The 25,200-nt window shown below is 54.1% G+C and carries 23 protein-coding genes, 1 tRNA gene and 1 pseudogene; 13 read left to right on the forward strand and 12 right to left on the reverse strand.

The window, feature by feature from the left end:
* Positions 1–22 precede the first annotated feature (22 nt).
* The 3 genes from RJ53_RS06010 (at position 23) to RJ53_RS06020 (ending at position 2,289) form a co-directional block, all read left to right on the forward strand.
* Complete coding sequence (locus RJ53_RS06010; protein WP_211530715.1) at positions 23–781, forward strand: ADP-ribosyltransferase family protein; 759 nt, start codon at positions 23–25, stop codon at positions 779–781.
* Positions 778–963, forward strand: a complete 186-nt coding sequence (locus RJ53_RS06015) for a hypothetical protein (protein WP_211530716.1) — start codon at positions 778–780, stop codon at positions 961–963. The genes RJ53_RS06010 and RJ53_RS06015 overlap by 4 nt, the downstream gene beginning before the upstream one ends.
* Positions 964–1,065: 102 nt before the next feature.
* Positions 1,066–2,289 (forward strand): NYN domain-containing protein, encoded by a 1,224-nt coding sequence (locus RJ53_RS06020; RefSeq protein WP_211530717.1) that lies wholly within the window; start codon positions 1,066–1,068, stop codon positions 2,287–2,289.
* Between the two features lie 108 nt (positions 2,290–2,397).
* On the opposite strand, the gene RJ53_RS06025 is transcribed toward RJ53_RS06020, so the two are convergent.
* The 5 genes from RJ53_RS06025 to RJ53_RS06045 are packed head-to-tail and all read right to left on the reverse strand — an operon-like array spanning position 2,398 to position 6,689.
* A complete protein-coding gene (locus tag RJ53_RS06025; RefSeq protein WP_211530718.1) occupies positions 2,398–3,978 on the reverse strand; it encodes a small ribosomal subunit Rsm22 family protein in 1,581 nt (526 codons plus the stop codon).
* 52 nt (positions 3,979–4,030) lie between these two features.
* Positions 4,031–5,248: a GntP family permease gene (locus tag RJ53_RS11855; RefSeq protein WP_211530719.1), complete on the reverse strand. Its 1,218-nt coding sequence runs from the start codon at positions 5,246–5,248 to the stop codon at positions 4,031–4,033.
* Positions 5,249–5,254: 6 nt separating this feature from the next.
* The gene (locus RJ53_RS06035; RefSeq protein ID WP_211530720.1) at positions 5,255–5,779 is read right to left on the reverse strand and encodes a ZPR1 zinc finger domain-containing protein; all 525 of its coding nucleotides are present in this window, start codon (positions 5,777–5,779) and stop codon (positions 5,255–5,257) included.
* A complete protein-coding gene (locus tag RJ53_RS06040) occupies positions 5,780–6,154 on the reverse strand; it encodes a cell division protein SepF (RefSeq protein ID WP_211530721.1) in 375 nt (124 codons plus the stop codon).
* A gap of 37 nt (positions 6,155–6,191) precedes the next feature.
* Complete coding sequence (locus RJ53_RS06045; protein ID WP_211530722.1) at positions 6,192–6,689, reverse strand: RNA-binding protein; 498 nt, start codon at positions 6,687–6,689, stop codon at positions 6,192–6,194.
* 117 nt (positions 6,690–6,806) lie between these two features.
* On the opposite strand from RJ53_RS06045, the gene RJ53_RS06050 reads away from it, so the two are divergent.
* The 3 genes from RJ53_RS06050 to purF are packed head-to-tail and all read left to right on the forward strand — an operon-like array spanning position 6,807 to position 8,654.
* Positions 6,807–7,034: an LSM domain-containing protein gene (locus RJ53_RS06050; RefSeq protein WP_211530740.1), complete on the forward strand. Its 228-nt coding sequence runs from the start codon at positions 6,807–6,809 to the stop codon at positions 7,032–7,034.
* Positions 7,035–7,049: 15 nt separating this feature from the next.
* Positions 7,050–7,232 (forward strand): 50S ribosomal protein L37e, encoded by a 183-nt coding sequence (locus RJ53_RS06055; RefSeq protein WP_211530723.1) that lies wholly within the window; start codon positions 7,050–7,052, stop codon positions 7,230–7,232.
* 9 nt (positions 7,233–7,241) lie between these two features.
* A complete protein-coding gene (gene purF, locus RJ53_RS06060) occupies positions 7,242–8,654 on the forward strand; it encodes an amidophosphoribosyltransferase (protein WP_211530724.1) in 1,413 nt (470 codons plus the stop codon).
* A 167-nt stretch (positions 8,655–8,821) separates the two neighbouring features.
* On the opposite strand, the gene RJ53_RS06065 is transcribed toward purF, so the two are convergent.
* Positions 8,822–8,896, reverse strand: a tRNA-Met gene (locus RJ53_RS06065).
* 181 nt (positions 8,897–9,077) lie between these two features.
* Between RJ53_RS06065 and trxA the strand changes: the two genes are divergently transcribed.
* Positions 9,078–9,503, forward strand: a complete 426-nt coding sequence (gene trxA, locus RJ53_RS06070; RefSeq protein ID WP_211530725.1) for a thioredoxin — start codon at positions 9,078–9,080, stop codon at positions 9,501–9,503.
* A 45-nt stretch (positions 9,504–9,548) separates the two neighbouring features.
* Positions 9,549–11,669, forward strand: a complete 2,121-nt coding sequence (locus RJ53_RS11660) for a DEAD/DEAH box helicase (RefSeq protein ID WP_211530726.1) — start codon at positions 9,549–9,551, stop codon at positions 11,667–11,669.
* Here RJ53_RS11660 and RJ53_RS06080 read toward each other — a convergent pair.
* Complete coding sequence (locus tag RJ53_RS06080) at positions 11,638–13,752, reverse strand: PAS domain S-box protein (RefSeq protein ID WP_211530727.1); 2,115 nt, start codon at positions 13,750–13,752, stop codon at positions 11,638–11,640. The genes RJ53_RS11660 and RJ53_RS06080 overlap by 32 nt on opposite strands.
* 35 nt (positions 13,753–13,787) lie before the next feature.
* Here RJ53_RS06080 and RJ53_RS06085 point away from each other — a divergent pair, with 35 nt between their 5' ends.
* Both RJ53_RS06085 and RJ53_RS06090 read left to right on the forward strand, forming a co-directional pair.
* The gene (locus RJ53_RS06085; protein ID WP_211530728.1) at positions 13,788–14,990 is read left to right on the forward strand and encodes a sensor histidine kinase; all 1,203 of its coding nucleotides are present in this window, start codon (positions 13,788–13,790) and stop codon (positions 14,988–14,990) included.
* The gene (locus RJ53_RS06090; protein WP_211530729.1) at positions 14,987–15,367 is read left to right on the forward strand and encodes a response regulator; all 381 of its coding nucleotides are present in this window, start codon (positions 14,987–14,989) and stop codon (positions 15,365–15,367) included. Before RJ53_RS06085 ends, RJ53_RS06090 begins: the two co-directional genes overlap by 4 nt.
* Here RJ53_RS06090 and RJ53_RS06095 read toward each other — a convergent pair.
* The 5 genes from RJ53_RS06095 to RJ53_RS06115 all read right to left on the reverse strand — a co-directional run bounded on the left by RJ53_RS06095 (position 15,359) and on the right by RJ53_RS06115 (position 22,478).
* Entirely contained in the window at positions 15,359–17,485 is a 2,127-nt protein-coding gene (locus RJ53_RS06095; RefSeq protein ID WP_211530730.1) for a sensor histidine kinase, read from the reverse strand. The two genes, RJ53_RS06090 and RJ53_RS06095, sit on opposite strands and share 9 nt — an antisense overlap.
* Before the next feature lie 70 nt (positions 17,486–17,555).
* A complete protein-coding gene (locus tag RJ53_RS06100) occupies positions 17,556–18,440 on the reverse strand; it encodes a DNA-methyltransferase (RefSeq protein ID WP_211530731.1) in 885 nt (294 codons plus the stop codon).
* Complete coding sequence (locus RJ53_RS06105; protein ID WP_211530732.1) at positions 18,437–18,889, reverse strand: FKBP-type peptidyl-prolyl cis-trans isomerase; 453 nt, start codon at positions 18,887–18,889, stop codon at positions 18,437–18,439. Before RJ53_RS06105 ends, RJ53_RS06100 begins: the two co-directional genes overlap by 4 nt.
* 38 nt (positions 18,890–18,927) lie before the next feature.
* Positions 18,928–21,159, reverse strand: coding sequence for an efflux RND transporter permease subunit (locus tag RJ53_RS06110; protein WP_211530733.1), 2,232 nt, complete (start codon positions 21,157–21,159; stop codon positions 18,928–18,930).
* Between the two features lie 26 nt (positions 21,160–21,185).
* Positions 21,186–22,478: a COG1361 S-layer family protein gene (locus RJ53_RS06115; protein WP_211530734.1), complete on the reverse strand. Its 1,293-nt coding sequence runs from the start codon at positions 22,476–22,478 to the stop codon at positions 21,186–21,188.
* Between the two features lie 151 nt (positions 22,479–22,629).
* Here RJ53_RS06115 and RJ53_RS06120 point away from each other — a divergent pair, with 151 nt between their 5' ends.
* The 3 genes and pseudogenes from RJ53_RS06120 to tnpA all read left to right on the forward strand — a co-directional run.
* A complete protein-coding gene (locus RJ53_RS06120; protein ID WP_211530735.1) occupies positions 22,630–24,405 on the forward strand; it encodes a PAS domain S-box protein in 1,776 nt (591 codons plus the stop codon).
* 110 nt (positions 24,406–24,515) lie between these two features.
* A pseudogene (locus RJ53_RS11910) lies at positions 24,516–24,749 on the forward strand (META domain-containing protein); the annotation flags it as partial.
* A 217-nt stretch (positions 24,750–24,966) separates the two neighbouring features.
* A partial coding sequence (gene tnpA, locus RJ53_RS06130; RefSeq protein WP_211530737.1) for an IS200/IS605 family transposase occupies positions 24,967–25,200 on the forward strand: 234 nt, incomplete at its 3' end.

The following is a 25,200-nucleotide window of genomic DNA, read 5'->3' on the forward strand; positions in this document are numbered from 1 at the left end:
GAGCAGCGATGTATATTCAGCTATGAAGGCAGCCCCTCTCATCATTATTCTTCTCCTGCTTGCCTCTGCTGCCGGATGTGTTTCATCTGCTCCGGTTACCGATCTATCATCCCCTCCCGCTGGCAACTATCCCGTCTCCCCTGAATGTATCCCTGAGGCGACGATCACCCTGGTTCAGCCCGCTGCTTTTGTCAGTTCCCCTTACACGGATCGGGGCTTTTCTGCCGCCACCACCGCATCGATTGCCTGGTGGCTCTCGCCGGATTTCTATGAGACAACGAATCTCTTCCGCAGATACCTCCGTTCAACAGAAACGGATCGGTCTGCCTATCCCGGGGAGCAGCAGATTTTTTTCGGTTTTATCATGGAACATATTGACATGGCAATTGCAGGATCCGATACCGATGAAGAGATCATCCTCTTCCGTGGCATCTCCGCGGGTTTTGCAGAAACCATCATCTTGAATGCCACTTATAATGAAGCAGCATTTGCATCGACATCCTATGATATCACCGTCCCTCTCATCACCTACGGGAGCAGGGGGGATGATGGGTACTGTAATATCCTCCTGCTGAGCCGAACCCCTGGGAGCCACCTCCTCTACATCAATGAAGGTGAACGGGAGATCCTCCTGCCACGGGATCTTTCGTGGCTCGTGGTGACAGTGAAGGAGATCGGGGAGCTCAGAATCGAGTCGGATTTCCCCCTCTTCTCAAATGGTGAGTTATATGAATCGGTACAGAATGTCCGGCTCATCACCATCGTGGAGCGGGTATCATGATACGAGAGGAACCTGATCCGGATGCTGATCGTAGAGTCGATCCGCCTCAGAAGACCCGATCCCGTTTTGTCATCGGAGAGGGAGATGCCCGGATCACCGACCGCCGTCCGCCGGATGATGCTGAGGTAAAGGAGGCGGACCGGCTCCTTTCAAAAGTGCTCAGGAGGAGAGATCCGCTCTGAACCCGGCTTCCAGCTGGTGCTGCCATCCCGCCATACCCCTTTTTCTCTTCTCCCGCGAGAGTATGAGACAGCCGATACCACCCATCCGGGGTTGAGACCACTATGGAAAATACACGATTTGAAGAGCGGAAGGAACTCTTCTGTGCTATCTATCTCGACTATGAGAATCTGGCCATCTCTGCGGGCCAGTCATATCCGACACTGGAAGGGCCGCTCTCGCTTGGCCCGGTCATCGATTATGCCGCATCCCTTGGCGAGATCTGTATCCGGAAGGCTTTTGCGGACTGGTCAGTCGGCGAGTGTGCAACAGATGTGAAGAAGCTTGTCAAGTACGGCTTTGAGATGCGCCATCTCCCGCAGACGAGTGCCCGCGGCAAGAACGGGGCTGATATGGATATGGCACTCGATGTGCTTGAGGATATGATCCACCTCCCCCATATAGAGATCTTCATCATCGGATCAGGGGACACAGATTTCATCCCGTTGATCAGAAGGCTCCGGGCACGGGGCAAGCGGGTCTATCTTCTCGGCTTTGACAGCTCTGTCGGAAGTGCCATCAAGGAGAACTGCACCAAGTTTCAGTCACTTGATGAGCTTCTTGGCCTCATCGACATGGTACGTGACGGGCCCGAGTCAGAGGAGGACCCCGCGATCATCGAGGGAGATCGGATCGCCGCACGCGATCTCCTGATCAGGTTTGTCCGGACACGGACCGAAGAGGGGCCGGTATTCCTATCGGATCTCAAGAACCAGCTGATCCGTATCAACCCCTCCTTCTCCGAGAAGAGGCTCGGCTTCTCATCCTTCAAGAAGTTCATATCGTCCCTGAAGGGGGATCTCGTCAGTGAGATCATCACCGACAGGCGAACCGGACACCCTCTCGTCACCTTCCGGGATATCGATGAGATCGATCCCGTTCAGATCGACGCAGATGACTGCCTTGCCACCTGTCTCAATTCACGCCTCAGGTTCATCGGGGACCGGGGGGTCCGCACCCGGATATTTGAACTCATCCTTGAGACCTTCCGGGACAGGCGGCCCCGCTCAATCCATGAGATCGCGTCTGCCATCCATCCGAAGATCGAGGGGTCAGTCTCGAGGGCAACCTTAAACCGGCTCCTCTTCGGCCTGGGAGGGGAGGAACGTGTATTCCGGTATTATCGGAAGGATCCGATGGTTCCACCGATCGATTCGCCCCAGATTCTCAATGATACGATCAGAACGGCCGATGATATCGAGGCGATCTATCTCGCATCGGTCCGGGAGTCGCTGAAACGGATCTTCCCTGATATGGATGATGCCATGGTCGAACGGGTTGTCAGGTGAGAGTTCATCAAAAAAAGGATCGATACAATAATCAGAAATTAATTCCAGTCAGATATCATGAAGATTACAACTGTTGAGGAGAGGTTGCAGGTGATGGCTCTCCTCACCTCACTTTTTCTTGCGCTTGCCTACATCGGCTTTCTTGCCATCACGATGCCCCTTTACTGATCCCTGTTTCTTCTTCTGTTTCTCTTCAGAGACCTGTATCTGATCCGCCTCCTTCAGAGTTCCATCAATGAGGGTTATGGTCGAATCTTTCGTCAGGAGGAGATGGAATGCATCATATTTTTTATGATACCGGACCAGCACCTGGTCGAATCTGAGGACGGATCCGTACGCGGCAGAACGCAGAGGAAGATTCCTCTCGCTCTGGTGATAGACAGGGAGAGCGGCGTAGACCTCCCGTTTGCCGGTTCCATCACAGATCCGATAGAGGAACGTCTCCTTATCCCCGATATTGCCTGAGATCTTTGAGGCGATGAGATTGATCCGCTTCCCTTCATGGAGCTGGAGGCGGGAGAGGCGTTCTGCTTTCACGCCCGGTGCCACACGGTACGAACTCTTCTTCTTCCCATCCTTCCGATGGATGGCATAGGAGACCTTGATATCGGTATTGAGGTACCGGTACTTCTCCGGCGTCTTTGCCACCGCCACCATCAGGCGGTTTGAGCGGATCTCGGGGAAGGTGGTGAAGGTCCAGCACCGTTCAACCATGCAGGGAACACCCCGGATATCATTGCAGGGGGAATAGATGGATAGGCCGCGGGTTTTAAGGCGGCGGGAGAGATCACGGAGTGCGGTTGCATTCGCCAGATCTGCAGGTTCACAGATGAGGAGCGTTCCGTCATCGCGGAGCCGTTCTGCAAGCCTCATCACCGCCTCCTCACGGGCAGCCGCATCGGGGATCTCATTGAGGACATTTGCGCAGACGATGAGATCATATGGCCCTTGCGGGAGTGGAGATGCGGGATCACTGATATCAGCGGCATACGGGGGTGGTGCGATGACCGACCCGGATGCCTCCGTATATCTCCGGGTGATGGCGTTGTATGCCTCGATAAACTCCGCAGACAGTTCTATGGCATCGATTGATGCCCTGCACCCCGGCATACCGGAGAGGAGATCGGCGAGTGCCAGGGTGACAGTCCCCGGCCCTGCTCCAACATCAAGGACAGCCATCCGACCGGGAAGGAGGCGATCCTCGAGAAGTCCGGATAGGAGATGGCGCATCTGAATGAAGTAGACCGGGAGATGGTAGGCGAGATAGGCAAAGACACTGTAGCCGCTTCCGTACCGGATCATCCGATCATCACCCTCCCGCCAGTAGGTCTCTTTCTGCTTCTTTATCGCCTCGCGTATCCGCTCAAGCGTGATCGGATCATCCCAGGGTTTCCCGGTCTTTCTGCTGATATACTCCAGAATATGATCCTCAATATCCTCAGGGAGACGTTCACACCCTGATACAGCCTCCGCAGGGATGCAGGGAGGGTGCCTCAGCCACTGGATGGCATAATCATCTCCGCGCCTGACAGCCTCACATCCGTATCCGGGGAGGAGGGGGATGATCATCTCCTTCAGATCATCGAATCCGGTTAAATCCCCGTTTTGGGAATGAAACTCTGAGAGGAGAAAAAATGGCCGCTCTTCGGTCCATCGTCTGAATATCTGTTGTATCGTCTCGTCCTTCATCCGCAACCTCTGTACAGATCGGATTCGAATGATGATGAATCCCCCCCATCGGTCAGAGGAGAAGGAGTGCCAGGAGGAAGGTCGCAAGACCGGCTCCGGCAAGCGGGAGGGTGAAGGTGATGAACGTTCCTCTGACAGAATCGTTTGTGGTTCTGTTGATGAGCCAGAAGAAAGGATCGCTTGCAAAGCTGATGACCATTGTTCCGGCAGCAATCATGAGGAGCAGAGGAAGCGCAGGGATAAACTCAGGAAGCGTGGTTGCAGAGAGGAGATCGGCAGTGATGACTGCGGTGACGACCCTTGACCCCTGTGCGGTCTGAATGATGGCGGCAAGGAAAAAAGGCAGGATAACAAGAGGCAGCGCCATTCCAAGGAGCGCGATGGCATCCCCGGGAAGGCTGCTCGCCGCTATCACCCCGCCAAAGGCACCTGCGCCACAGAGATCGAAGATGATCACCCCGGCATGTTTCGTCCCGTCGTTCACCGCCTTCTTCCGCAGATCCGGTGCCATGAGGAGCAGAGCGACCCCTGCACCGGCGATGAAGGCGATTGGGAGAGAGCCGAGGATACCGATACCCGGTATGAGAAAACCTGCAAGAATAATGATGACCGGGGTGGCAATCGGGGCCCAGGCAGGGATCCTCTTCCCCGGCGTGCCGGTATCCGGGGGATCTGCCGATATCCCCCGCTGGAGAACAAGGATGATTGCCGTAAGAAGGAGGAACGAGAGAGGGAGGGTGATCCGGTTGATGACGGGATCAACTCCGGGCGTCAGTGTCTGGAGGAGGGTCGCCATCACCGGTGCAGGTGCGATGAGGACGAACGAGAAGACGGATCCGATTGCGATGATCGAGAGGAGACGCGCAGATATCACCGGGTCAGAGGAAGACCTCTGAAAAAGAGGGGCAAGGACGAGGAACGGGGTTATCGCACACATAAACGGGACGGCCAGAAGCCATCCGGCAAGCCCTGCCTGGAGGCCGGGCCGTCCTGATATGGTGCGAAGATCGGCAAGGAGGCGGGAGATCCCATTACCCGATGCAAGGGATGCAGCGATGATCGATCCACCCCAGACGGCAACACCAAGAATGGCAAAGACACGGCCTGCACCGGTGCTTGCCGAATGGATAACCATCCCGGGATCAAGTCCGCTCAGGCCACCGAAGAGGAGTGCGGCTGAAAAAAGAACAGGAAACGGGGGCAGACGGAAGTATGCGGTCGCTACGGTGATAGCAATGATACAGATGAAGAATGCGGGGAGGGCATCCACCCCGGTTCACTCCTCAGAAACAGGAAGCGGACTTCTGCATGCCTTCTCAGAGATGATGGCACTGTTTCCGGAGGGATCTTCGATGATCAGGGTGAAAGGAACCCTCCCTTCCCTGGCATCGGATAGGCGCTCAAGCCCCTCAATTGCTGAACGTCTCTCATCATCGTCGGCGGAGAGGAGAACGGTCCTGATGGCGCCCTCAACGCGCACAAGAATACCTTCCACATTCGAGACGAATCCCTGGCATGCAGGGCCCGGTTCGATTGAAACACCAAGTTCCGGGATCTCGATCCTGCCCGATGTTGAGCGGATGACCCGCACAGAGAGATCTTCTGTCTCTTGTACCGGAAGCTCAAACCGTACCGGTTCCTTCTCGGTGAGGATCATCGTATCAGTCAGCCGGAATCCGCAGTCCTCACAGAGGCCACACATGAGAAGAATATCAGAGAAGAACGGAATATTCTCGGTCTGATAGATATATTCTATCTCGGTTCCACAGAGAGGGCAGGGTCCGGAGAGGGCCTGCTTCACCTAATTGCCTCCGCCAACCTTCTCCCGTGAGATCTTCACCGATGTCGGAGTAATTACGACGTACCGCTGGTCGCCGATGCCGATTATATCACCATTAACGTCCTTGGCCACATCCTTGAGGTCTTTCATCACCCGCTCAAATGTGATCTTATCGAGTTTGAGCTTCTGGATATCGATGATCACGATGTTGTTATTGTAGACCTCATCTTTGACCCGCGGGGTATCCTTGAGGTCATTGATTGTTGCTATCTTCACATACATCAGAGCAGGCTCTTCACCCGCAGCCTCTTCATAGGCCGCAAGGTCAAGATCCATATAGTCCTCTTCCTTGGAGGTGGCTCCCTTTCCGCCAATGATGGAATCAAGAAATCCCATGTAGAATCCTTTCTATTGGTAGTTATTAATTGTATCCTTATATCTCGAGGTTCCAGATCTCGTCGCCAACATGGTGAATATTCTTTGCAGCCTTCCCCTTCTCCATCGCGAGGATATCCGCTGCATCATACAGGGCGATGACAACGGCAAGCGGCTTTCCATGCCGTTCATCAACGACGAGGGCAGGACCCCCGGCAACAACATCACTGCTCACCGAGACGATACCCGGGCGCATCACATCGGCCCCGTTGACCATGAATGCGACCGCACCGGAATCGACAACGATACGGCGGGCAGAGAACGGCCGGAGAACTGCACCGCGAAGGGTTGGAAACGCCCAGGTATCACGTGATATCAGGAGGGGTTTTTTATCGATGAGATAGAGTGCAACTGCTGCATCAGTCTCAGCACGCTCAATAAGGTTGCTTTCAAAAAGAGCCGCCTCAGCACCGATCGATGCGGAGAGCATCTTTTTGATCTCCGCGACCTGACTCTTCTTGATTGCATGCCGTTTGCGAATGGAGATCTCTGCCATGGTTCTCATACAATATGCCATCAGGGATACTTAATGGATCTCAGATGGTACGCTACCTTTAAGTCCGTCGCACGCGCAATTATTGTAACTCTCCAGGGAGATGCGAAGGGATTTTTCATGACAAAACGACCGCTTGATATTCTGGAACAGGTCTTAAACCGTCAACCGGTGTTCATCTCACTGAAAGGCGGCCGTGAGATTCGCGGCATACTTCAGGGCTATGATGTTCACATGAACCTCGTCCTTGACGGTGCAGAAGAAGAGACAGATGGCGGAGTTGTGAGACTCGGCACACTGATTGTACGTGGGGATAATGTGATCTATATATCCCCCTCGATCGAATAGAGTAGGTGATTTTTCATGTCAAAAGGTACGCCATCAATGGGTCTGCGCAACAAGCATTCCCACATCGTATGCAGGCGCTGTGGTCGGAATTCCTATCACGCACGCCATAAAATTTGTTCCGCATGTGGATTCGGACGGAGTGCCCGGATGCGCTCCAACAACTGGACCAGCAAGAAATCTTTGAGGCCAACACATTAGAGTTGGATCATGTGCGGCATCGTCGGCATTGCAGACGCAGAGGGTGTTTCATTCCCCCTGTATTATGCCCTCTTTGCCCTCCAGCATCGTGGGCAGGAGAGTGCGGGCATCTCAACATTTGATGCTGGCAAACTCCATAATCATAAGGCACAGGGCCTCATTGCTGAGGTATTCAACCGTGATATCCTCAGCAGATTAACCGGATCTGTTGGAATCGGGCATGTCCGGTATCCGACAACCGGAGAGAACAGGCCGGAGAATAACCAGCCATTGAACTTCTCGTTCAAAGGACATATCTTTTCTATCGTTCATAACGGAAACCTCGTCAACAGCACTCGCCTCTCATCCGAGTACGAAGATGAGGGGCATATCTTTGCAACAACCACCGATACCGAGGTGATCGCCGCGATCATCGCCAGAGAACTAACCCGATCAGAATCGATGGAGGAGGCGATCAACCTCTGTATGCAGAAGCTGAAGGGATCGTACTCTGTCATCGCAATGCTTGATGGCACCATCTATGCCTTCAGGGATCCGCTTGGTATCAAGCCCCTCTGCATCGGAAAGACAGAGAACGGGTACATGGTTGCATCCGAGAGTGTTGCAATGGACGCACTCGGCGCTCAATTTCTGCGCGATATGAAACCGGGAGAGCTGATCAGGATCGATTCTGAAGGTATCTCGTGCCGACAGATCACCCGGTCGAACCATACCGGCCTCTGCATCTTTGAATATGTCTATTTTGCGCGTTCGGACTCGGTCATCGATGGCGTGCTCGTCTATGATGTCAGAAAGAAGATAGGGGAGATGCTCCACCAGGAGGCCCCGGTTCAGGCCGAGATCATATCACCAGTCCCCGACTCCGGCACTGCGTTTGCAACAGGATACTCGGAGGCATCAGGTATCCCCTTCAAAGAGGGGCTGATCAAGAACCGGTACATCGGGAGGACCTTCATCATGCCGACCCAGAAACTGAGGGAGAATGCCGTGCGGATGAAGCTCAACCCCGTCAGGGGACATATTGCCGGGAAGTCCGTCGTTCTCGTCGACGATTCGATCGTCCGTGGTACAACGTCACGGAGGATCATCGATCTTGTCCGTGAGTTTGGGGCTCGCGAGGTGCATTTCCGTGTCGGCTCTCCCCCGATCATCGCTCCATGCTACCTTGGCGTCGATCTTCCGACCAGGAAAGAGCTGATCGCCCATAACCGGCCACCGGAACAGGTCTGCTCCCGCATAGCTGCAGATTCCCTCCATCACATCTCGCTTGAGGCACTTATCAGGGCCACAGGCCATGCCCCCGAGGATCTCTGCTGTGGCTGCCTTACCGGCTGCTATCCACTTGAGATAGAGGGCGAGCGATCGAACTGCCGTTCAATCGACTTCGTTGATGGAACATACCAGATGAAACTGGAGATATAACCTTTTTTTTGTAAATGCATGGGAATACCCATCATTTTCATCCTGAACACCTGTCGCCCCTGAAGACATCATGGATTTTTTTATCTGGTGTATTTCCGGGATCATCAACAGAGCTGATTGGTGTAATGAAAAGCTGACTGCTCTGATGCAATAATTAAGAAAAACGATAGCGAGGGATGGATTTGAACCATCGATCTACGGGTTATGAGCCCGTCGGGATCTCCTGACTACCCTACCTCGCTTCGGAGTAAGTATATTGTCGCCGTTAGCTTATATACTTAACCCATGCAGGGCATGATACGAAGTGATGTATGCCACAATCCCCGGTTTATCCCGTGAGGAGAGCGATTTTAGATATGCGGCCATTTCTGAACTGAAACGGGGATAAAAAAACTTATAATCATTGATTGATCATTAGATATCATGGATGATGAACTCGAATATATCCGGCAGAAACGCGCCCGTGACCGGCTCGCAGAGATCGAGAGGAGCAGATCCTTTCATGGCGTGATGCCGATCGATGAGAGGAGTTTTCCTGGTTTCATAGCAGAGAACCGGTTTGCAGTCGTTGATTTCTGGGCAGAATGGTGCGGACCATGCCGGAGGGTAGCACCGGTCATCGAGGCGCTGGCTCATGAGATGGGGGGGCTTGTTTCATTTGCCAAATGCAATACCGATGAATCCCCGGGAGTCGCACGGAAGTTTGGCATCACCGCGATTCCGACGATCATCCTCTATGCGAACGGGACGATGATCGACCGGGTCACCGGCGCGGTTCCAAAAGAGACCCTCCGCTCAGTCATCATCAGGGCATTCGGGCTTCCCCCACCTGATGCCGGCCAGATCTGATCTTCTCCGTCAGGTATCTATGCCCGGCATACATACCCCTCTTCTGTGACAGACGTCTTCTCCCGGCTTCATCCGGTCCTCCGTGAAGCCCTCATCTCAACTCTCCGCTGGGATACATTCCGTGCGGTCCAGGAGGAGGCGATCAGGGCATTCTCTCAGGGATCGGATCTCGTTATCCTTGCACCGACTGCAGGAGGGAAGACAGAATCGGGCTTCTTCCCTGCTATTGACGACCTCCTCAGGAGCGGCGGAGCAGGAATCTCTATCCTGTACATCTCACCACTCAAGGCACTCATCAATGATCAGCTCGAACGGATCAGCAGGATAACAACACCGATGGGAATTGAGACATCCGCCTGGCATGGGGATATCGGCCGGGCTGATCGGACCTGGCTGAAGGGGGAGGCCCCCGGAATCCTCCTCACCACCCCCGAGTCTCTTGAGGTACTCCTCTCAGATCCCATACGTTCACCTGATCTGGCAGGCCTCAGGACGGTGATCATTGATGAGATCCATGCCTTCATCGGGACTGATCGTGGAGTCCATCTCCGCTGCCTCCTCGACCGGCTTGAGATCCTGACCGGGGAGAGGATACAGAGGATCGGCCTCTCTGCAACCATCGGTAACCCGGATCACCTCCTCGAATGGCTCTCTGAACCCACACGGCCGCATCAGCTCGTCCGGGTCCCATCCCCCCCTGCGAGGAAGAGGTTCTCCTTCTCGATTGAAGAAGAGGAGGAGAGGCGTTTTGTGGCTGTTGCAAGGTCAATCAGAGGGAAGAAGACACTCGTCTTCGTACAAAGCAGATCCGCTGCTGAGAGGCTGCATGCAGGCCTTGCAGGATTAGCAGGGCCCGTGGCAGTCCACCATTCGGCGATCTCGTCAGAGATGCGGCATGCGGCAGAGGCCCGGATGGCAGGGGAGGGGAGTGCATGTATCATCTGTACTGGTACACTTGAACTTGGAATTGATATCGGAGGACTGGATGTCGTTGTGCAGTACGGCCCTCCTGACTCGGTCGCATCCTTCCTCCAGCGACTCGGGAGGGCCGGACGGAGGGGAAGTCCGGCAGAGATGGCATTCATCCTTTCCAGCGGGGAAGAGGCACTCATCGCCGTTGCTGCCATCGAGGCGGCACGCCATCATGAGGCTGAACCTCTGATCGAACCGCAGTTCCCCTGCCATGTCTTTGTACAACAGCTTCTCCTCCTTCTGAAGGGAACAAAGGGGATGGGGGAGACGGCTATCAGGAGAAGGCTCCTCTCATTCCCTGCATTTGCAGGTATCAGCCATGCCGATGCAGGTGCAATAATCAGCCATCTCCTTGCCACAGACTACCTTCAGAAGGACGGCGATCTCATCGCCATCGGGCCTGCTGCTGAAGTCCGCCTCTCCCGCTCACACTGGATCGCCCTCTGTTCCGTCATATCAGCGAGAGGGGGATACCGGGCAGTCACCCCGGATGGCGAGGTGATCGGAACCCTGGATCCCTCCTTCATCGGGATCGCCCTTGCGGAAGGATTCACCCTTGCAGGACGATGCTGGCGGGTTATCTCCTCTGATGATGAGAGGCGGGGACTCCTCGTCATCCCATCAGATCGGAGAGGCCCCCGGCCATTCTGGGTAGGAGGAGGCGGCCGGGGCATCTCGCCCCTCCTTGCCCGGTCGGTTGCACGGGTGGCAGAAGAGAGGGGATCCGATCTCCCGCTCGATGATGCTGTCAGGGAAGCTATCCGGGATGCAATCTTCTCATGGCCAGACGGTATCGGTCCCGACAGGATGATGATCAGCGACGAACCCCTGCCGGAGGGGAGCCTTGTTTCGATCTGGACATTTCTGGGGGAACAGCAGAATGGAACCCTCACCCACCTTCTCCGGCATCACCTGCCCGCAGGCTGGCATATCGAGACCGGCCCGTATGCCGTCTTCATCACCACCCCGGCAGGAGAGGACGGGAAGAAGGCGGCAGCTCTGGCACTTCACCAGATCGCCGCCCTCACCCCTGATGACGCTGCATCCCGGCTCCCCCTCCCCCCTGTCGGAACATGGGCATTTGACACCCTCCTTCCGGACGATATCCGTCGCCGGATGGCACTCGCAGATATCTATGCGTACCCGGATCTGGTCGCTTCGATCAGGGCATCTCTTCCTCTTGAGGAAACCTGACCGTCCAGATAGTCCCGCCGCCTTCGCACCCGGACCAGGCAAGCCGCCCCCCGATCTGGCGGGCAAGCCGCCGCACAAGTTCGATCCCGAGCCGAGCATTATCACCCGGATGAAAGTCCATGGGGAGTCCGATGCCGTCATCCTCAAGTGTCAATGAGAGGCAGCCATTATCCCCCTTCTGAAACGAGAGGACGACCTCTCCTTTATTACGCCCGACAAAGGCATGCTTTAAGGCATTTGAGAGGAGTTCGTTGATGATCAGGCCGCAGGAGATGGCGGTATCGATATCAAGGGAGATATCCTCTATCCGGCAGGTGAGGCTGATCCCACCGGGTGAGCCGTAGGACTGCACCACCTCTTCTGCAAGACGTCCGATATAATCCCGAAGATCAATCCGGGAGAGCGTCTCCGAACGGTAGAGAGTCTCATGGACGAGTGCCATGGAGGTGATCCTGTTCTCACTTTCGCGGAAGATCTCGGCATACTGATCCTCCCTGAGGGTGAGAGCCTGGAGATGCAGCAGGGATGAGACGACCTGCATATTATTCTTGACACGGTGATGAACCTCCTTGAGAAGTATCTCTTTCTCTTCAAGACCTTCGGAAAGCCGCTGGATCATCTTCTGCTGCTCGGTGATATCAATTGCACTGATTATCACCTGCCTGCTCTCCGAAAGCGGGGCAAATCTCCCGATCAGGGTTCGCTCTTCCCCATCCCGCCTGATGATCGATGCCCCGATCTCCCGGATGGCACGATCATCCCCGACACTGCATGAGGAGAGGATCGCCGCAATCTCTTCACGGCGGGATTCCGGGAAGATGAGGGGGAACAAACGGCCTTTCAGCATATCAGGATCATCTCCAGTGAGCCGGGAGAAGCCATCATTCACAAGGGCTATGGTCCCATCCGCTTCAAGAAGGGCTGTCGGGATACTTGTTCCATAGAAGAGTGCCCGGTAGAGCTCTTCAGACCGGCGGAGCACCTCCTCCATCCTGATCTGGTCGGTGATGTCCCGCATAATCCCGGATATTGCGATGATGGCGCCATTTTCATCAAGGACCGGGGCGATGGAGAGGGCGAGCCGGATCTTCTTCCCTGAGCGATGGAGCCTGTTTATCTGTCTCCTCTGTGGGATCTTTCTCGCCACCATCTCAAAGAAGTATGATCTGAAGATCGCACGATCCTCAGGGGGGATGACGCGTTGATAATCTGTGCCGATCATCTCCTCGGCAGTCCATCCAAAGATCTCTTCTGCTCCTTTATTCCAGCTGAGAACCTTTGCATCGGTGCTGAGGCTGAGGATAGCGTCATCAGAATAGGTAACGATCGAAGCAAGGAGGCGCCGGGTCTCGTCTGCCTTCTTTCTACGGGTAATATCCCGGCCTATCCCCTCGATGGCAATGAGGGTTCCTTCTTTGTTATAGATCGGAGTGTTCTGCTGTTCAACCCAGATGACCGAACCATCCTTTCTGATCCAGCGGAGGATGATCGGTTCATTGACCCGTTCCCCATCCTGAATATTGTTGAGGAGATGGCGATCAGCAGGATGGACTATCCGAAATCCAAGAATCGGGTTTTCATAATGTTCTTCGGGGGTGTACCCGGTGATCCGGGTGACAGCGGGATTTACATATGCAAACCGTTGTTCCGGAACAAGATCGATCCTGTAGATGATATCCTCTGCATTCTCGGCAAATTTTCTGTACCGTTCCTCACTTTCAGAGAGCCTGCCTGAGAGGAGGCCGACGATCCCACCGACCCCGGCCATCACAAAGGACCGGAAGAGGGCATCGATGAGTGCGGAAGGTTCAGGGAGAATAAGCCCATGGAGGAGGAGATATGCACCGGCAAGGAGTGTCCCGTAGATGACTCCGTCCTGCCTGTACCGGTATGCTGCAAGGATGATCGGGATGTAGAAGAGGTGCGGATAGACATCCGTCTGACCCATATCCAGCAGCAGGATGGTTGCCAGGATCGAGAGGATTGAGGTCAGGCCGATGGTCACAATCCAGAGATCGGAATTGTTCTGCCCTCCATATCGGAGGAAAAGGAGGCTTTGGGTATCCTTGTCACGTCTCTGCATCAGGTATATCGATCTCTGTCTGTATCCGTTCTTATATGCATCGGCATGGTCATGAGCAATCTTATTGTGACAAGGCGCCAAAGGTACCCCTGACGATTGCGATGCACGATGATCATGAAGAATACCTGACAACAATCCTTGAGCTCTTCAGAAATGAACCGCGTGGGATGAGTATCAGTGATATATCCCGTGAGATCGGGCTGAACAGAAACTCAGTCTCAAAATATGTCAATATGCTCACCATCGCAGGGAAAGTGGAGATGAAGGCGGTCGGGCCGGCGAAGGTCTATTTCCTCTCCGAAAGGGTTCCGATCTCTGCGATGATCGAGTTTTCATCCGATGCAATTGTCCTTCTTGATGACCAGCTCAGGATCGTCAATGCCAATGATCAGTACCTCTCCCTAACAGAGGCAGCCAAACAGGATATCCTCGGTGAGAAGATTCAGGGATCCACCCTCCCGATACTCTCAACTGATCTCTTCCTCTCCTCCATCCCGAAGTTTCGGGAGAGGGAACAGAGGATTCCTGACTATATTCAGACCATTGGTGGGGAGGAGAGGAGTTTTACCATCAAGATCCTCCCGGCAGCCTTCGAGGGAGGCAATGCCGGATATGCAGTCATCATCGAGGAGACGACGGAGAGGAGAGCGGCAGAAGAGACGATCCGATCCGCACTCTCTGAAAAGGAGGCACTCCTCAGTGAACTGCACCTTCGGATCAAGAATAACCTTCAGCTGATCGCAAGCCTCATCAACCTCCAGATGATGGAGAGCTCTGATGACCATGTCAATGCAGCTCTCAGGGAGACACAGAACCGGATCATCTCTCTCTCCATCGTCCATGAACACCTCTACGCCCGCTCGATGATCGCCGAAGTGGATATCGGGGAGTATCTCACCCTTCTCATCTCTGAGCTCGGGCGATCATTCGAGCTCCCGGCCGGGGCGATCACCCTCTCGGTCATGGATGAGGGGATACACCTCAGCACGGACCGCGCCATCGCTCTTGGACTGATCACCAATGAACTGATCACCATCGGCATCGGATCCGAAGGAAGACCAGAGATCAGGATCGCCATCTCCCGATCCGGTGATGAACATATCCTCAGTATACTCGCCGGAGCAGGCCATCATAAGCCTGAGGGGCTTTCGATCAATATCGTCAGGAGACTCGTCAAACGGGAGCTTCAGGGAGAGTTCGAAATAATACCGGATGGGTGGGAGGTGAGGTTCCCATGACAACCGGGGAGAAGAGACTCCGTTTCTTCATCGTTGAGGATAACGCCATCATCGCCTTCGATCTTGAGCGGAGGGTTGAAACCCTCGGCCATATCGTTGTCGGGTCCGCAGATACCGCAGAGACGGCAATCAGGGGGATCCTCGAGACCCTGCCAGACTGCGTCCTGATGGATATCAGGCTGAAGGGAGATGGAGACGGGATCATGGTGGCAGAAGAGATACAGAAGACCACCCCCAGACCGATAGCCTTCCTGACGGCATACTCTGATAAAGGGATGATTAAACAGGCCGAAGCGACCGCGCCGGTTGCATGTATGATTAAGCCGGTACGGGATCATGACCTGCAGCAACTCATCTCCCTGCTTCGGTCAGGCTGATACTCCGACACCCCTCAGGGTGATGATGAAGAGAGCACCTTCTCCGGGATGGCCGGCAACCCGATCAGCAATCAGGATACTCCCCCCATATCGCTGCACAAGCTTATGAACGATGAAGAGGCCAAGACCTGATCCGGATGTGCGGCTTTTACCCTTTCTATGCCGATCCAGGACCCTGGCTTTCAGGTCATCAGGAATGCCGGAACCGGTATCTGCAACCGAGATGACGACCTCGTCTCCATTCTCTGAAACAGTGATGGAGATTGTCGTTCCGGGGCCTCCATGCCTGATAGCATTGCCGATGAGGTTTGTGAAGATCTCAGAGATGAGATCATCAGCAAGGACGACAACGTCCGTCCCTTCATACTCGATCGGAACCCCTTCCCGATGACGAATCTCCCGCCGGATAACGGGATCAAGAGGGGTCCGGGTGAGGCGATCCCGTCGGGATCGCAGGTTCCTGAGGGTGCTGACATCCCGGATGATCTCTGCATTCTTCACCAGGCAGTCGATGATCCGTGTGATATACCCCTCCGCGGATCCCTCATCACCATCCCTGAGGATCTCGGTGTACCCCATCGCAATAGCATTTGAGTTATTGATATCATGAGACATGATATCGACAAAGAGGGAGAGATCCTCGTAGGCGAGGGCAAGCTCCTCACGAAGATAGCTCCGTTCGAGATAGGTGCCGATCAGCTGCGAGGCAATGGCGATCATCTCCCGTTCATCAGGAGAGAACGGCTGGTCCGATACCTTCCTGAGGATCAAGAGACCGCTCCTTCCCTCTCCTGCATCGATGGTATCGATAGTCATCAGGGGATTGCTTTCTGCCTTGGAGCGGGCAAGCTGCCGGAGATCGTCGGCTCCAATCCCGGATGCCCAGACGAACGGATCTCTTCCCCGGGCCGGCTGAAGGATGATCCCCCCTGCGGTAGAGGGGATCTCTTCAATAAGTGCCCCAATCACCGCAGGAATCACCGTCTCCGGGGGATCGATACCGGAGGAGAGTGCAAGAATCCTGTTTGTGAATTTGAGATGGCGAAGATGGCGCCTGATCGCCTCATCTGCCTCTATCTTCCGGGTGATATCGATATTTACCCCGATAAACCTGTCCGGCATTCCATCCCGATCGAAGAGAATACGACCACGATCCTCCCACCAGCGGAGATTCCCCCACTTATCAACGACACGGTACCGGATGCTGAAAGGCTCCCGGGTTATCCGATGCCTCTGGAAGGCAGCATTAATCGATGGGAGATCGTCGGGGTTGACAAGTGACCGCCACCCGTCAATACTCCGAGGTATTGCACCGGGCTCATAACCAAGATACTCATCGATCGGTCCAAACCATTGTACCGCCCCGGTCTTCAGATCGATATCATAGATGAAATCACCGGCAGATTCAGCAGCGATCCGAAACCGCTCCTCTGATTGGGCAACCGCCTCCTCCGCACGCCGTCCCCCCGTCCTGTTATACCCGACACAGAGGATCTCCCCGGCAGTGCCAACCGGTGTTGCTATCCATGATGTCCAGGCTGCATCCCTGTTTTTTCTTAAACAGGCAAATTCACGCCAGACGATCTCCGCCTTCTTCTCCCGTGCATCCCGAATGAGGGAGTCGAATGCCGTTTCTGACTCCTCATCTTCAATGAGAAATGACATGGGATCTGATCCATGCATCTCATCCTGTGTATATCCGAAGAATGAGGCTGCAAACTGATTGACAAAGACGATCCGCCCATCGCGATCAAGGACCATGATGAGATGGATGGCATGCAGAAGCTTCCTGTATGCCTCTTCTGGAGCGCCCTCGATCTCGGGGATGCCGACTGCTGTCATGGTGAGGATGAACCAGCCGGGATAGCCGGGATTACGGACAGCAGTAACAGTCCCGGAGAGGATTGAGATACCATCCTGATGATAGAGCGGGAGTACAAGATCGCCGGGCCGGGGCGGTCCATCAGGGGCGCAGAAGCTGTGATCCCGCCTTCCGGTGAGATCTGCAAGGATCTGATGACAGGTCATCCCGAAGAACTCCTCATTCGGGCGCCTGAGAAGATCCCCGAATGCCTCATTTGCCATCATGACCACGCCGGCCTGATCAAAGACCAGCATCGGATCCCTGATCTCGTTGAGGAAGGAGAAGTACGAAAGAGGGATAACAGTAACCTCCGAATGATATCAGTTAGACAACCCTGTTCAATAAGCTATCCTCGGCCGGGCCGGGATCTCCGCGCCTGCGCATCTCTCTCTGGATGTGGTCAGAGGCTATCTCCCGGTACGAGGCATCGATCTCAAAGCCGATGTAATCAATTCCGAGGCGGATACAGGCAATCGCAGTCGATCCGATTCCCATGAAGGGGTCAAGCACAAGCCTGCACCGGTCGATCCCATGATCACGGATACAGAGATCCGGCAGGCCGATCGGAAAGACGGCGGGGTGGGGGCGTTTCTCCTGGATTGTCTCGTACGGAATGAACCATGTGTTCCCGCGATCCCGGCGATCTGCTGTTGCCTGCTTCCATCTGCCGATGTTGCTCTTATCCTGGTACGGGACCCCGATTGCAAGCTTGTCGATCGGTACAGTACCGGTCTTTGTGAAATGAAAGATGAACTCATGGCAGTCATTATGATACCGCTTACTGTTGATCGGTTTGAAATGGCCGACAGAGATATCGCCGCTGATATTCTGATTGTAGGATCCGATATCAGATCGTGGAATCGCGATCGATTTGATCCAATGGATCATATTCTGAAGGATATACCCCCTTTTCCGAAACTCCATTGCAACATCGATTGGAATCCATGGATCCTTCGGTGTGCCCCCGATATTGAGGAAAAAAGAACCCTCATCGGAGAGAATACGTGATGCGGCACCGGCGATCTCACCCATCCAGTCCAGGTACTCGGAACGGGTGAGGGTGTCATCGTAGACAGAGTACGAAAGCCCGATATTGTATGGCGGCGATGTGACGATGAGATCGACTGAGCCTGCATCCATCATCTCCATCCCATCGATACAGTCCAGCAGATGGATCTGGTTCTTCATCTCCATGGTCTTCCCACTCATCTCTTCTCCTCAAACTCTCCCGGGATGAAAGACCGGAGGGTGAGGGTATAGTGAATCGTCTCACCGGCATGGGGGTGGTTGGCATCGACGGTGAGGTACTTCGGGTCGATCGCCTCCACCGTCACCACTGCCTTCTTTCCATCGGGAAGTCCGACCCGGACGAGATCCCCGGGTTTTGGATCATCCTTGAATTCAAGCCGCTTGCGCTTCAGCCGAAATATGAGGCGTTTATTATATTTTCCATACGCCTTCTCGGGCGGAAGGGTGATCACCCGGCTCTCCCCTTCAGCCATCTCCCTCAGGGCCTCATCAAAGGCAGGATTGATCGTTCCTGCACCAAGAACAGCCTCAATCGGGCTGCCATCCTCTGACGCTTCGATGATGGTGCCGTCATCGAGGCGTGCGGTGAAATGAACAAAGATGGTGTCGCCGGATTGTGGATACTGCATTGTACTATATACACCTGTAAAAAAGAAAAATTGGTCGCTCACTCTGCCTGAGCGGATCCGGCCGGCTGATCATTCTTTCCGTTACCGATGAGCGAGAGGATGGCGGGCATCACGATGATCGCTCCCATCAGGGCAAATCCGACTGAGATGACAGTGAGAACACCGAAGTTGCTGATCATTCCAAAACTCGAGGTGATCAGGGCCGAGAAACCGAAGATGGTGGTAAGGCCGGAGATGGTGATCGCAGTGCCGATCTTCTGGACACTCTGACGGATAGCATCCATCTTTGGAAGCCCCCTCTCCCGCTCCTCATAGTACCTCTCGGTTATCAGGATGGTATATTCTGAGGCGATGCCTATCGTCATCGATCCAAGTGTTGCCGTCATTGGAGTATAGTCAATTCCAAGGGAGTGCATGATCAGGCTGTTCCAGCCGACGATAAGCATGATCGGGATGAGCGGGATCGCCGCCTTCAACGCCCGCCGATAGACCAGGAAGAGGAAGGCAAAGATCATCAAAAATCCAAGGATGGTCATCTGCGTCTTCGTCTCGCGAATCTCCCGGATGAGATTTGTAAATAACTCTCCCTCACCGGTCAGGGTTGCTGTGATGCCGGGAGGTGGCTGATACCAGATGATGTCATGCTCAAGATTATCGACAAATGACATTCCTATATTGGCATCCATATCAATGGTCGATATCTCGATAAGCGCCATCGAGTGGCCGCTGATATAATGATCACGGACGTTGGAAGGTACCTCTTCAAGGATAAGAGCAACTTCGGCATCAGTCTCGGGAAGAGAGCCGTCATTATACTGGATGATGAGATCGGCAATGCTCCGGGTCCCGGTGATCATATCTTTCTCTCCGAGATACTGCTGGAACTCATGCATCCAGGTGATGGAGTCGAGGGAAGAGACCCGATCTCCCCTGACGAAGATTGGCATCGCGGATGCCGGGCCCATCGCCCGCGTAACCTTGTCGATCTGCACTTTTGCAGGCATATCCGGCGGTACAAATGTATTTTCATCAGTATTGACGATAATCTGATCATCAACAGAGTATCCGCCGACGGCAAGAAGCAGACAGACGGCGAGGATGATGATCGGGAATCGTGAGATCCCACCAACCATTGCGCCAAGCCCCTGGTTATACCGATCACCTGCTGAGAGCCCCTTCTTCACAGGAACGGGTTTGGGCTCGTACCTGAAGAGGGTCGCAAAGATCGGGACGATGAAGAGTGCTGCAAGATAGCAGCAGACAACACCAATGACACAGACCTCGCCAAAACTTCTGATCATCGGGAGAGGAGAGGTCCACATCGCTATGAAACCGACAGAGGTTGCAAGCATCGCATACAGAATTGAGGGACCCGACCGGGTCATCGTCTCCTTCACCGCTTCAGGGAGCGAGTAGTTTCTGACCTCCTCATCAAGCCGCGAATGGAACTGGATCGCATAATCAATCCCGATACCGATGAGAACCGGAAATGCGGCGATCGTCACCATATTGATCTTTAATCCTGCCAGCCCCATGAATCCGAAGGTCAGAATGAGACCGCTTGCGACGATGGCAACAGAAAGAAGCCTGTAACGGACCGCACTAAAGAGGAGGCCAACGGCAAGGACCATCAGGAGCATCGCAATGCCGATGAGCATTCCCATTGAGGTCCCCATCTCATCCATCATCTGCTTTGAAAAGGCTGGGTTTCCAGTGAGCCCGACCGTTACGCCGGGTGGAGGATCTGAAAGGGTGATGACTGTATCGAGGGATTCGATGATGACAAACTGCGTCTCCATGGGAAGGCCGGGTTCAAGGACGACCTGAATGATCGTCATCGATGAGGTTGGTACAAGCCTCTCATAGAGCATCGGATCAATATCCTCTTCTGCTGCCTGTACCTCTGCTATCGAGACAGGAAGAAGACCTCCGTTTGCCCTCTGGATATAATCGGTGATCCCGGTTACATCTGTCACATATCGTTCCCGTGCAAGATCTTCCTGCAGATCACTCATATACCTGAGGATGAGAGGGTTTGTGACATCCTCAGTCTCAATAAGGACCATCACAGACTCAGATGAGAACGTGCTGAGATACTTATCAAGGAGAATGAACCGTGGGGTATCGGGATCAACATAGGTCTCGTGACCCGTCTCCATCTCAGTGAGAGTCATCCCATAGAGCCCGATCACAAGGATAAGAAGAATCGCCATCGCTATCTGTTTTGGATAGCGGTTGACACCTTCAGAGAATAATTCATAGATCCGCATGCTGAGAGTCGTCTCCTAAAAAAGGGTTACTGCCGCTTCCGATAATACCAGTAACCAACACCAACAAGTCCGATCAGGAGAAAGACGATAATGATTGGGGCGATACCACGCTCACGTGAAACGACCTCCACCTCGACCTTCATCGTCTTTGATATCTGGGTATTGTCAAGGAAATCCCGGTACCGGACTTCGGAGTCGAGGCCATAGAGCTTCTCGACGGCGGCACCATCAACATTCAGGATGAACCTGGCAACGGCTGTCTCCCCGGGTGCAAGATCACCGAGGTACGCGGTATCATCGTTTGATGTGAAGGGATCAACCGCTGAGATACGGGCTGTTGCACGATATGCTGTCGCTTCACCGATATTTTTGTATTCGACATCGATAACCGTCTTCTGACCGACGGCCACCACAGATGGCGGGGAGACGGCGGAGAACTCAATCTTTCCTCCTGTTGAGATCCCCGCCGTCCTCGGATCCGAGGTCTTCATCTGCCCGTTGCGATCTTTATAATCGACGAAGATATCAAGGGGATACTCACCGGGTGCGGCATTCTTCGAGACAGCGACCTTGAAGATCCGCGTCACCTCCGCACCTGCAGGAAGATCACCGATAAAGGAGCTTGCATCCGTCGGGATGAGCGGGCTTGCATCACTCCTCTGGATCCTGAGGGTGGCAGAACGACCATCCTCAGAGCCGACATTCCGGACAGATACGGTGACGAACCCTTCTGTTCCGACATTGAGGGCTTCGGTCTGTATCCCGGTGATCTGAAGCCTGAGATCCGGCTTCACAACAAGCTGTAGATGCTCCTCAATGATACTGGTCGTGTAGAAGTACCGGATCAGGTCATCACCATATTGTTCTGCAGAGGAGAGATAGGTGTACTCGATGGTGATCGGCACCGCATACCGCCCTGCTGCCGCATCCTCGTCAATCTGGACAGTAAATGTTGCTGTTGCACTGCTTCCACCGGCAATATCGCCGACCATCTGATCATCGGTCTTGATGCTGAGGGGGGCAGAGCCGGCTTTTAGACCGACAAGGGCCATCTTCGCGGTATCAGGCCGGTCATCCCGTGTGATGATGTCGCTTCTGATGATCTTGGCATCAGTTATCCCGGTGTTTTCAATCCTGACATGGATAAACGCCTCTTCTCCAGGGGAGAATTCATTCGTCCCTGTGATCGCGGTTCTGAGTTCCGGCGTTCCTGAGATGTACTTCTCACCGGCGAGGGCAGGTACGGTGATACCGGCGATGATGACGGCGGCAAGGAGAAGTACCCGGATACATGTGTTTCTATGAGGAGAGTTCGTCATTGATAGCTCCATTTCTATTGGTGAATATCGATTGTACTTTATAGTATATAATATTTCCCTATATATGTTACCTATTAGAGTAGTATTGTATGAAACATATGTTACCAATAAAGGGAATTATTATATATTTAAACATTCAAAATATGAACGAATGGAATCACCGCGGAGAGAGTTCGCCGAGATCAGGGATCTCCTGAAAAAACATCCCAAGGGGATGAGCGTCACCGAGGTAGCCCGTGCGCTCGGCCGGAATAAGCACTCGACCGGGAGGTACCTCGACAGCATGTATGCATCCGGACAGGTCGAGATGAGGACGGTCGGGATGGCGAAGATCTACTCCCTCGCACACCGCCTCCCACTCACCTCCCTCATCGGGACGATGCGTGAGAGGATCATGATCCTTGATGCGGACCGACAGATCATCCTCATCAATGAAGCATGTGCGGCATTCATCGGCCAGCCTGCGGATGAGATGACAGGCAGGGATATTGCCTATATCCCTGCAAGGGATCCGGCGATTATTGATCTCCTCGCCACGATCAGGGATCATACCACGGAGCGTGAGGAGGTCTTCGAGTATCCGGTTCTTGAATCGGGCGGAGAGAGGACGGATCTGCACATCCATATCATCCCATCGATGGATGATGCGCACCGGGAGGTCTATGTCATCGTCATGGTGGATATCACCGATCATGTCCGGATGGTCGATGAGCTGAAGGAACGGGAGCAGCAGTACCGCAATCTGGTTGAGATGGCTGATGCAATCATTCTGAAGCTCGATAATGAAGGGAGGATCATCTTCTTCAATGACTTTGCCGAGCAGTTCTTCGGATATTCACGGGAGGAGGTCATCGGGGAGAGCGTCATCGGAACGATCGTCCCGCCGGAAGAGATGGATGGCAGGGATCTCCGCCTGCTTATCCAGCAGATATGTACCGGGGCAGATGCCTACCGGCGCAATGAGAATGCCAATATCACAAAAGACGGCCGTCTCGTCTGGGTCCGGTGGTCCAACCGGCCGATCAGGGATGAAAATGGAGAGATGATCGGCGTCCTCTCGGTCGGCAACGATATCTCGGATCGAAAAGCGATGGAGATTGAGCTGACGGCCCAGAAGGATCTTCTGGAGCGGAGAGTGCAGGAGATAGAATGCATCCATAAGTTCTCCGACTCCATCGATTCCCGGATCACCCTGCCGGAGATCCTCTCTGAGATCGTCAGTGTCATCGGGAGATGCTGGTCAAAGCGGGGAACAACCGCAGTCAGAATCACCCATAATGATGAGATATATGAAAGCGGTGTTCCTGATGGACTCCCCTTCGTCTTCTCCCACCAGGTCATCGCCAATGGTGTGCCGGCCGGAACCTTTGAGGCAGGGTTTGGAGGGAGAGACGAGGATCCGGAATACATGGAGAGTAAAGAACGTCTCCTCACCCTCTTTGCGGAACGTATCGGGTGGACCATCGAATGGATGAAAGGAGAGGAAGAGCTCCGGCATGCCCGGGATCTTTCAGAGACGCTTATTGAGACGGTTGATGCCGTCATCTTCGTCCTTGATCCGGAGGGAAGGATAACCCGGTTTAATCGAAAAGCAGAAGAGATGACCGGGTATCTCGCTGCCGAGGTCATCGGCCGGAATATCTGGGATATCTTTTTCACACCGGAGATGGTAGAGGGAATCCGGTCACATATCACCACACTTACCAGAACGAAGAAGAGTGCCCGGATCAGAGCCGCCTGGATAGCAAAGGATGGAGTCCGGAAGATGATCGACTGGTCAAATACCGCCATCACCGATGAGAGGGGGGAGGTTACCCATATTATCAGCACCGGAATCGATGCCACCCGACAGGTTGAGGAGGAGGAGGAGCTCAGACGATGTAGATCTGTGCTTGACAGATTCCTTGCAGGAGAGAAGAAAGAATGAAGAGACGAACCCTGATCACCGGAGTCCTGGTCCTCGTCACACTCCTTGCCGCAGGATGTGTTGCCGGGGATGGCGGGCTCTCTGGAACAACCTGGAGGCTCATCTCCTATATGGGAGATGATGGGCAGACCATCCGGGCAACTGCGGGAGCAACCATCTCATTCTCCGGGGATGGAACACTTCAGGGGAATGCCGGATGCAACAGCTACGCAGCCGAGTACCGGGCAGGGAAGAACCAGATTGTCATCAGCCACCCGGTCGCAACCGAAATGTACTGCACGGATGAGAGCGTTATGGAAGAAGAGCGGCGGTTCCTCTTCCTGATCACCCAGGCTTCCACATATTCACTGAACGGCGATATTCTCATCATCTCCCAGAGAGATGGCCGGGAGATCCTTGCGTTTGGGCGGATGCTGTAAACGGAACAGCAGAATCTGCCATTCGAGGTACTCTCCCCCCTTTTTAACTCCACAGGCGAGAAGTCCCCTTGCGCAAGCTGGGGGATGAGAGCCGTCTACGAGCTCCCGCAACCTTTATGGTTCATCATACCTGATAGCAACTATGGACTATCGATTAGATAAGGGCGCCCATTCGGTCTATGCTTTGCACTACCATTTGGTGCAGTGTGTCAAGTACCGGAGAGGAGTCTTTGTCGATGATCGGTATGTGGATCTCCTGAAGACCAAGATCCACAGCATCTCTGAAACCTTCGGGGTTGAAGTCACCAACATCGAGTGCAGCCCGGATCACTTCCACATGCTGTTCAAGGCGGGACCGACGCTGAATCTCCCGAAG

This window comes from Methanocalculus chunghsingensis (assembly GCF_018132105.1).
In the GTDB taxonomy this organism is placed as follows: domain Archaea; phylum Halobacteriota; class Methanomicrobia; order Methanomicrobiales; family Methanocorpusculaceae; genus Methanocalculus; species Methanocalculus chunghsingensis.

Bases quoted from the DNA above. Each gene is read 5' to 3' on its own strand.
- RJ53_RS06010 (WP_211530715.1), top strand. From the start codon at position 23: ATGAAGGCAGCCCCTCTCATCATTATTCTTCTCCTGCTTGCCTCTGCT.
- RJ53_RS06110 (WP_211530733.1), bottom strand. From the start codon at position 21,159: ATGCGGATCTATGAATTATTCTCTGAAGGTGTCAACCGCTATCCAAAA.
- RJ53_RS06105 (WP_211530732.1), bottom strand. From the start codon at position 18,889: ATGCAGTATCCACAATCCGGCGACACCATCTTTGTTCATTTCACCGCA.
- RJ53_RS06020 (WP_211530717.1), top strand. From the start codon at position 1,066: ATGGAAAATACACGATTTGAAGAGCGGAAGGAACTCTTCTGTGCTATC.
- RJ53_RS06115 (WP_211530734.1), bottom strand. From the start codon at position 22,478: ATGACGAACTCTCCTCATAGAAACACATGTATCCGGGTACTTCTCCTT.
- RJ53_RS06090 (WP_211530729.1), top strand. From the start codon at position 14,987: ATGACAACCGGGGAGAAGAGACTCCGTTTCTTCATCGTTGAGGATAAC.
- purF (WP_211530724.1), top strand. From the start codon at position 7,242: ATGTGCGGCATCGTCGGCATTGCAGACGCAGAGGGTGTTTCATTCCCC.
- RJ53_RS06080 (WP_211530727.1), bottom strand. From the start codon at position 13,752: ATGCAGAGACGTGACAAGGATACCCAAAGCCTCCTTTTCCTCCGATAT.
- RJ53_RS06120 (WP_211530735.1), top strand. From the start codon at position 22,630: ATGGAATCACCGCGGAGAGAGTTCGCCGAGATCAGGGATCTCCTGAAA.
- RJ53_RS06055 (WP_211530723.1), top strand. From the start codon at position 7,050: ATGTCAAAAGGTACGCCATCAATGGGTCTGCGCAACAAGCATTCCCAC.
- RJ53_RS06085 (WP_211530728.1), top strand. From the start codon at position 13,788: ATGCATCGGCATGGTCATGAGCAATCTTATTGTGACAAGGCGCCAAAG.
- RJ53_RS06100 (WP_211530731.1), bottom strand. From the start codon at position 18,440: ATGAGTGGGAAGACCATGGAGATGAAGAACCAGATCCATCTGCTGGAC.
- RJ53_RS06015 (WP_211530716.1), top strand. From the start codon at position 778: ATGATACGAGAGGAACCTGATCCGGATGCTGATCGTAGAGTCGATCCG.
- RJ53_RS06050 (WP_211530740.1), top strand. From the start codon at position 6,807: ATGACAAAACGACCGCTTGATATTCTGGAACAGGTCTTAAACCGTCAA.
- RJ53_RS06025 (WP_211530718.1), bottom strand. From the start codon at position 3,978: ATGAAGGACGAGACGATACAACAGATATTCAGACGATGGACCGAAGAG.
- trxA (WP_211530725.1), top strand. From the start codon at position 9,078: ATGGATGATGAACTCGAATATATCCGGCAGAAACGCGCCCGTGACCGG.
- RJ53_RS06040 (WP_211530721.1), bottom strand. From the start codon at position 6,154: ATGGGATTTCTTGATTCCATCATTGGCGGAAAGGGAGCCACCTCCAAG.
- RJ53_RS06045 (WP_211530722.1), bottom strand. From the start codon at position 6,689: ATGGCAGAGATCTCCATTCGCAAACGGCATGCAATCAAGAAGAGTCAG.
- RJ53_RS06095 (WP_211530730.1), bottom strand. From the start codon at position 17,485: ATGCTGGTCTTTGATCAGGCCGGCGTGGTCATGATGGCAAATGAGGCA.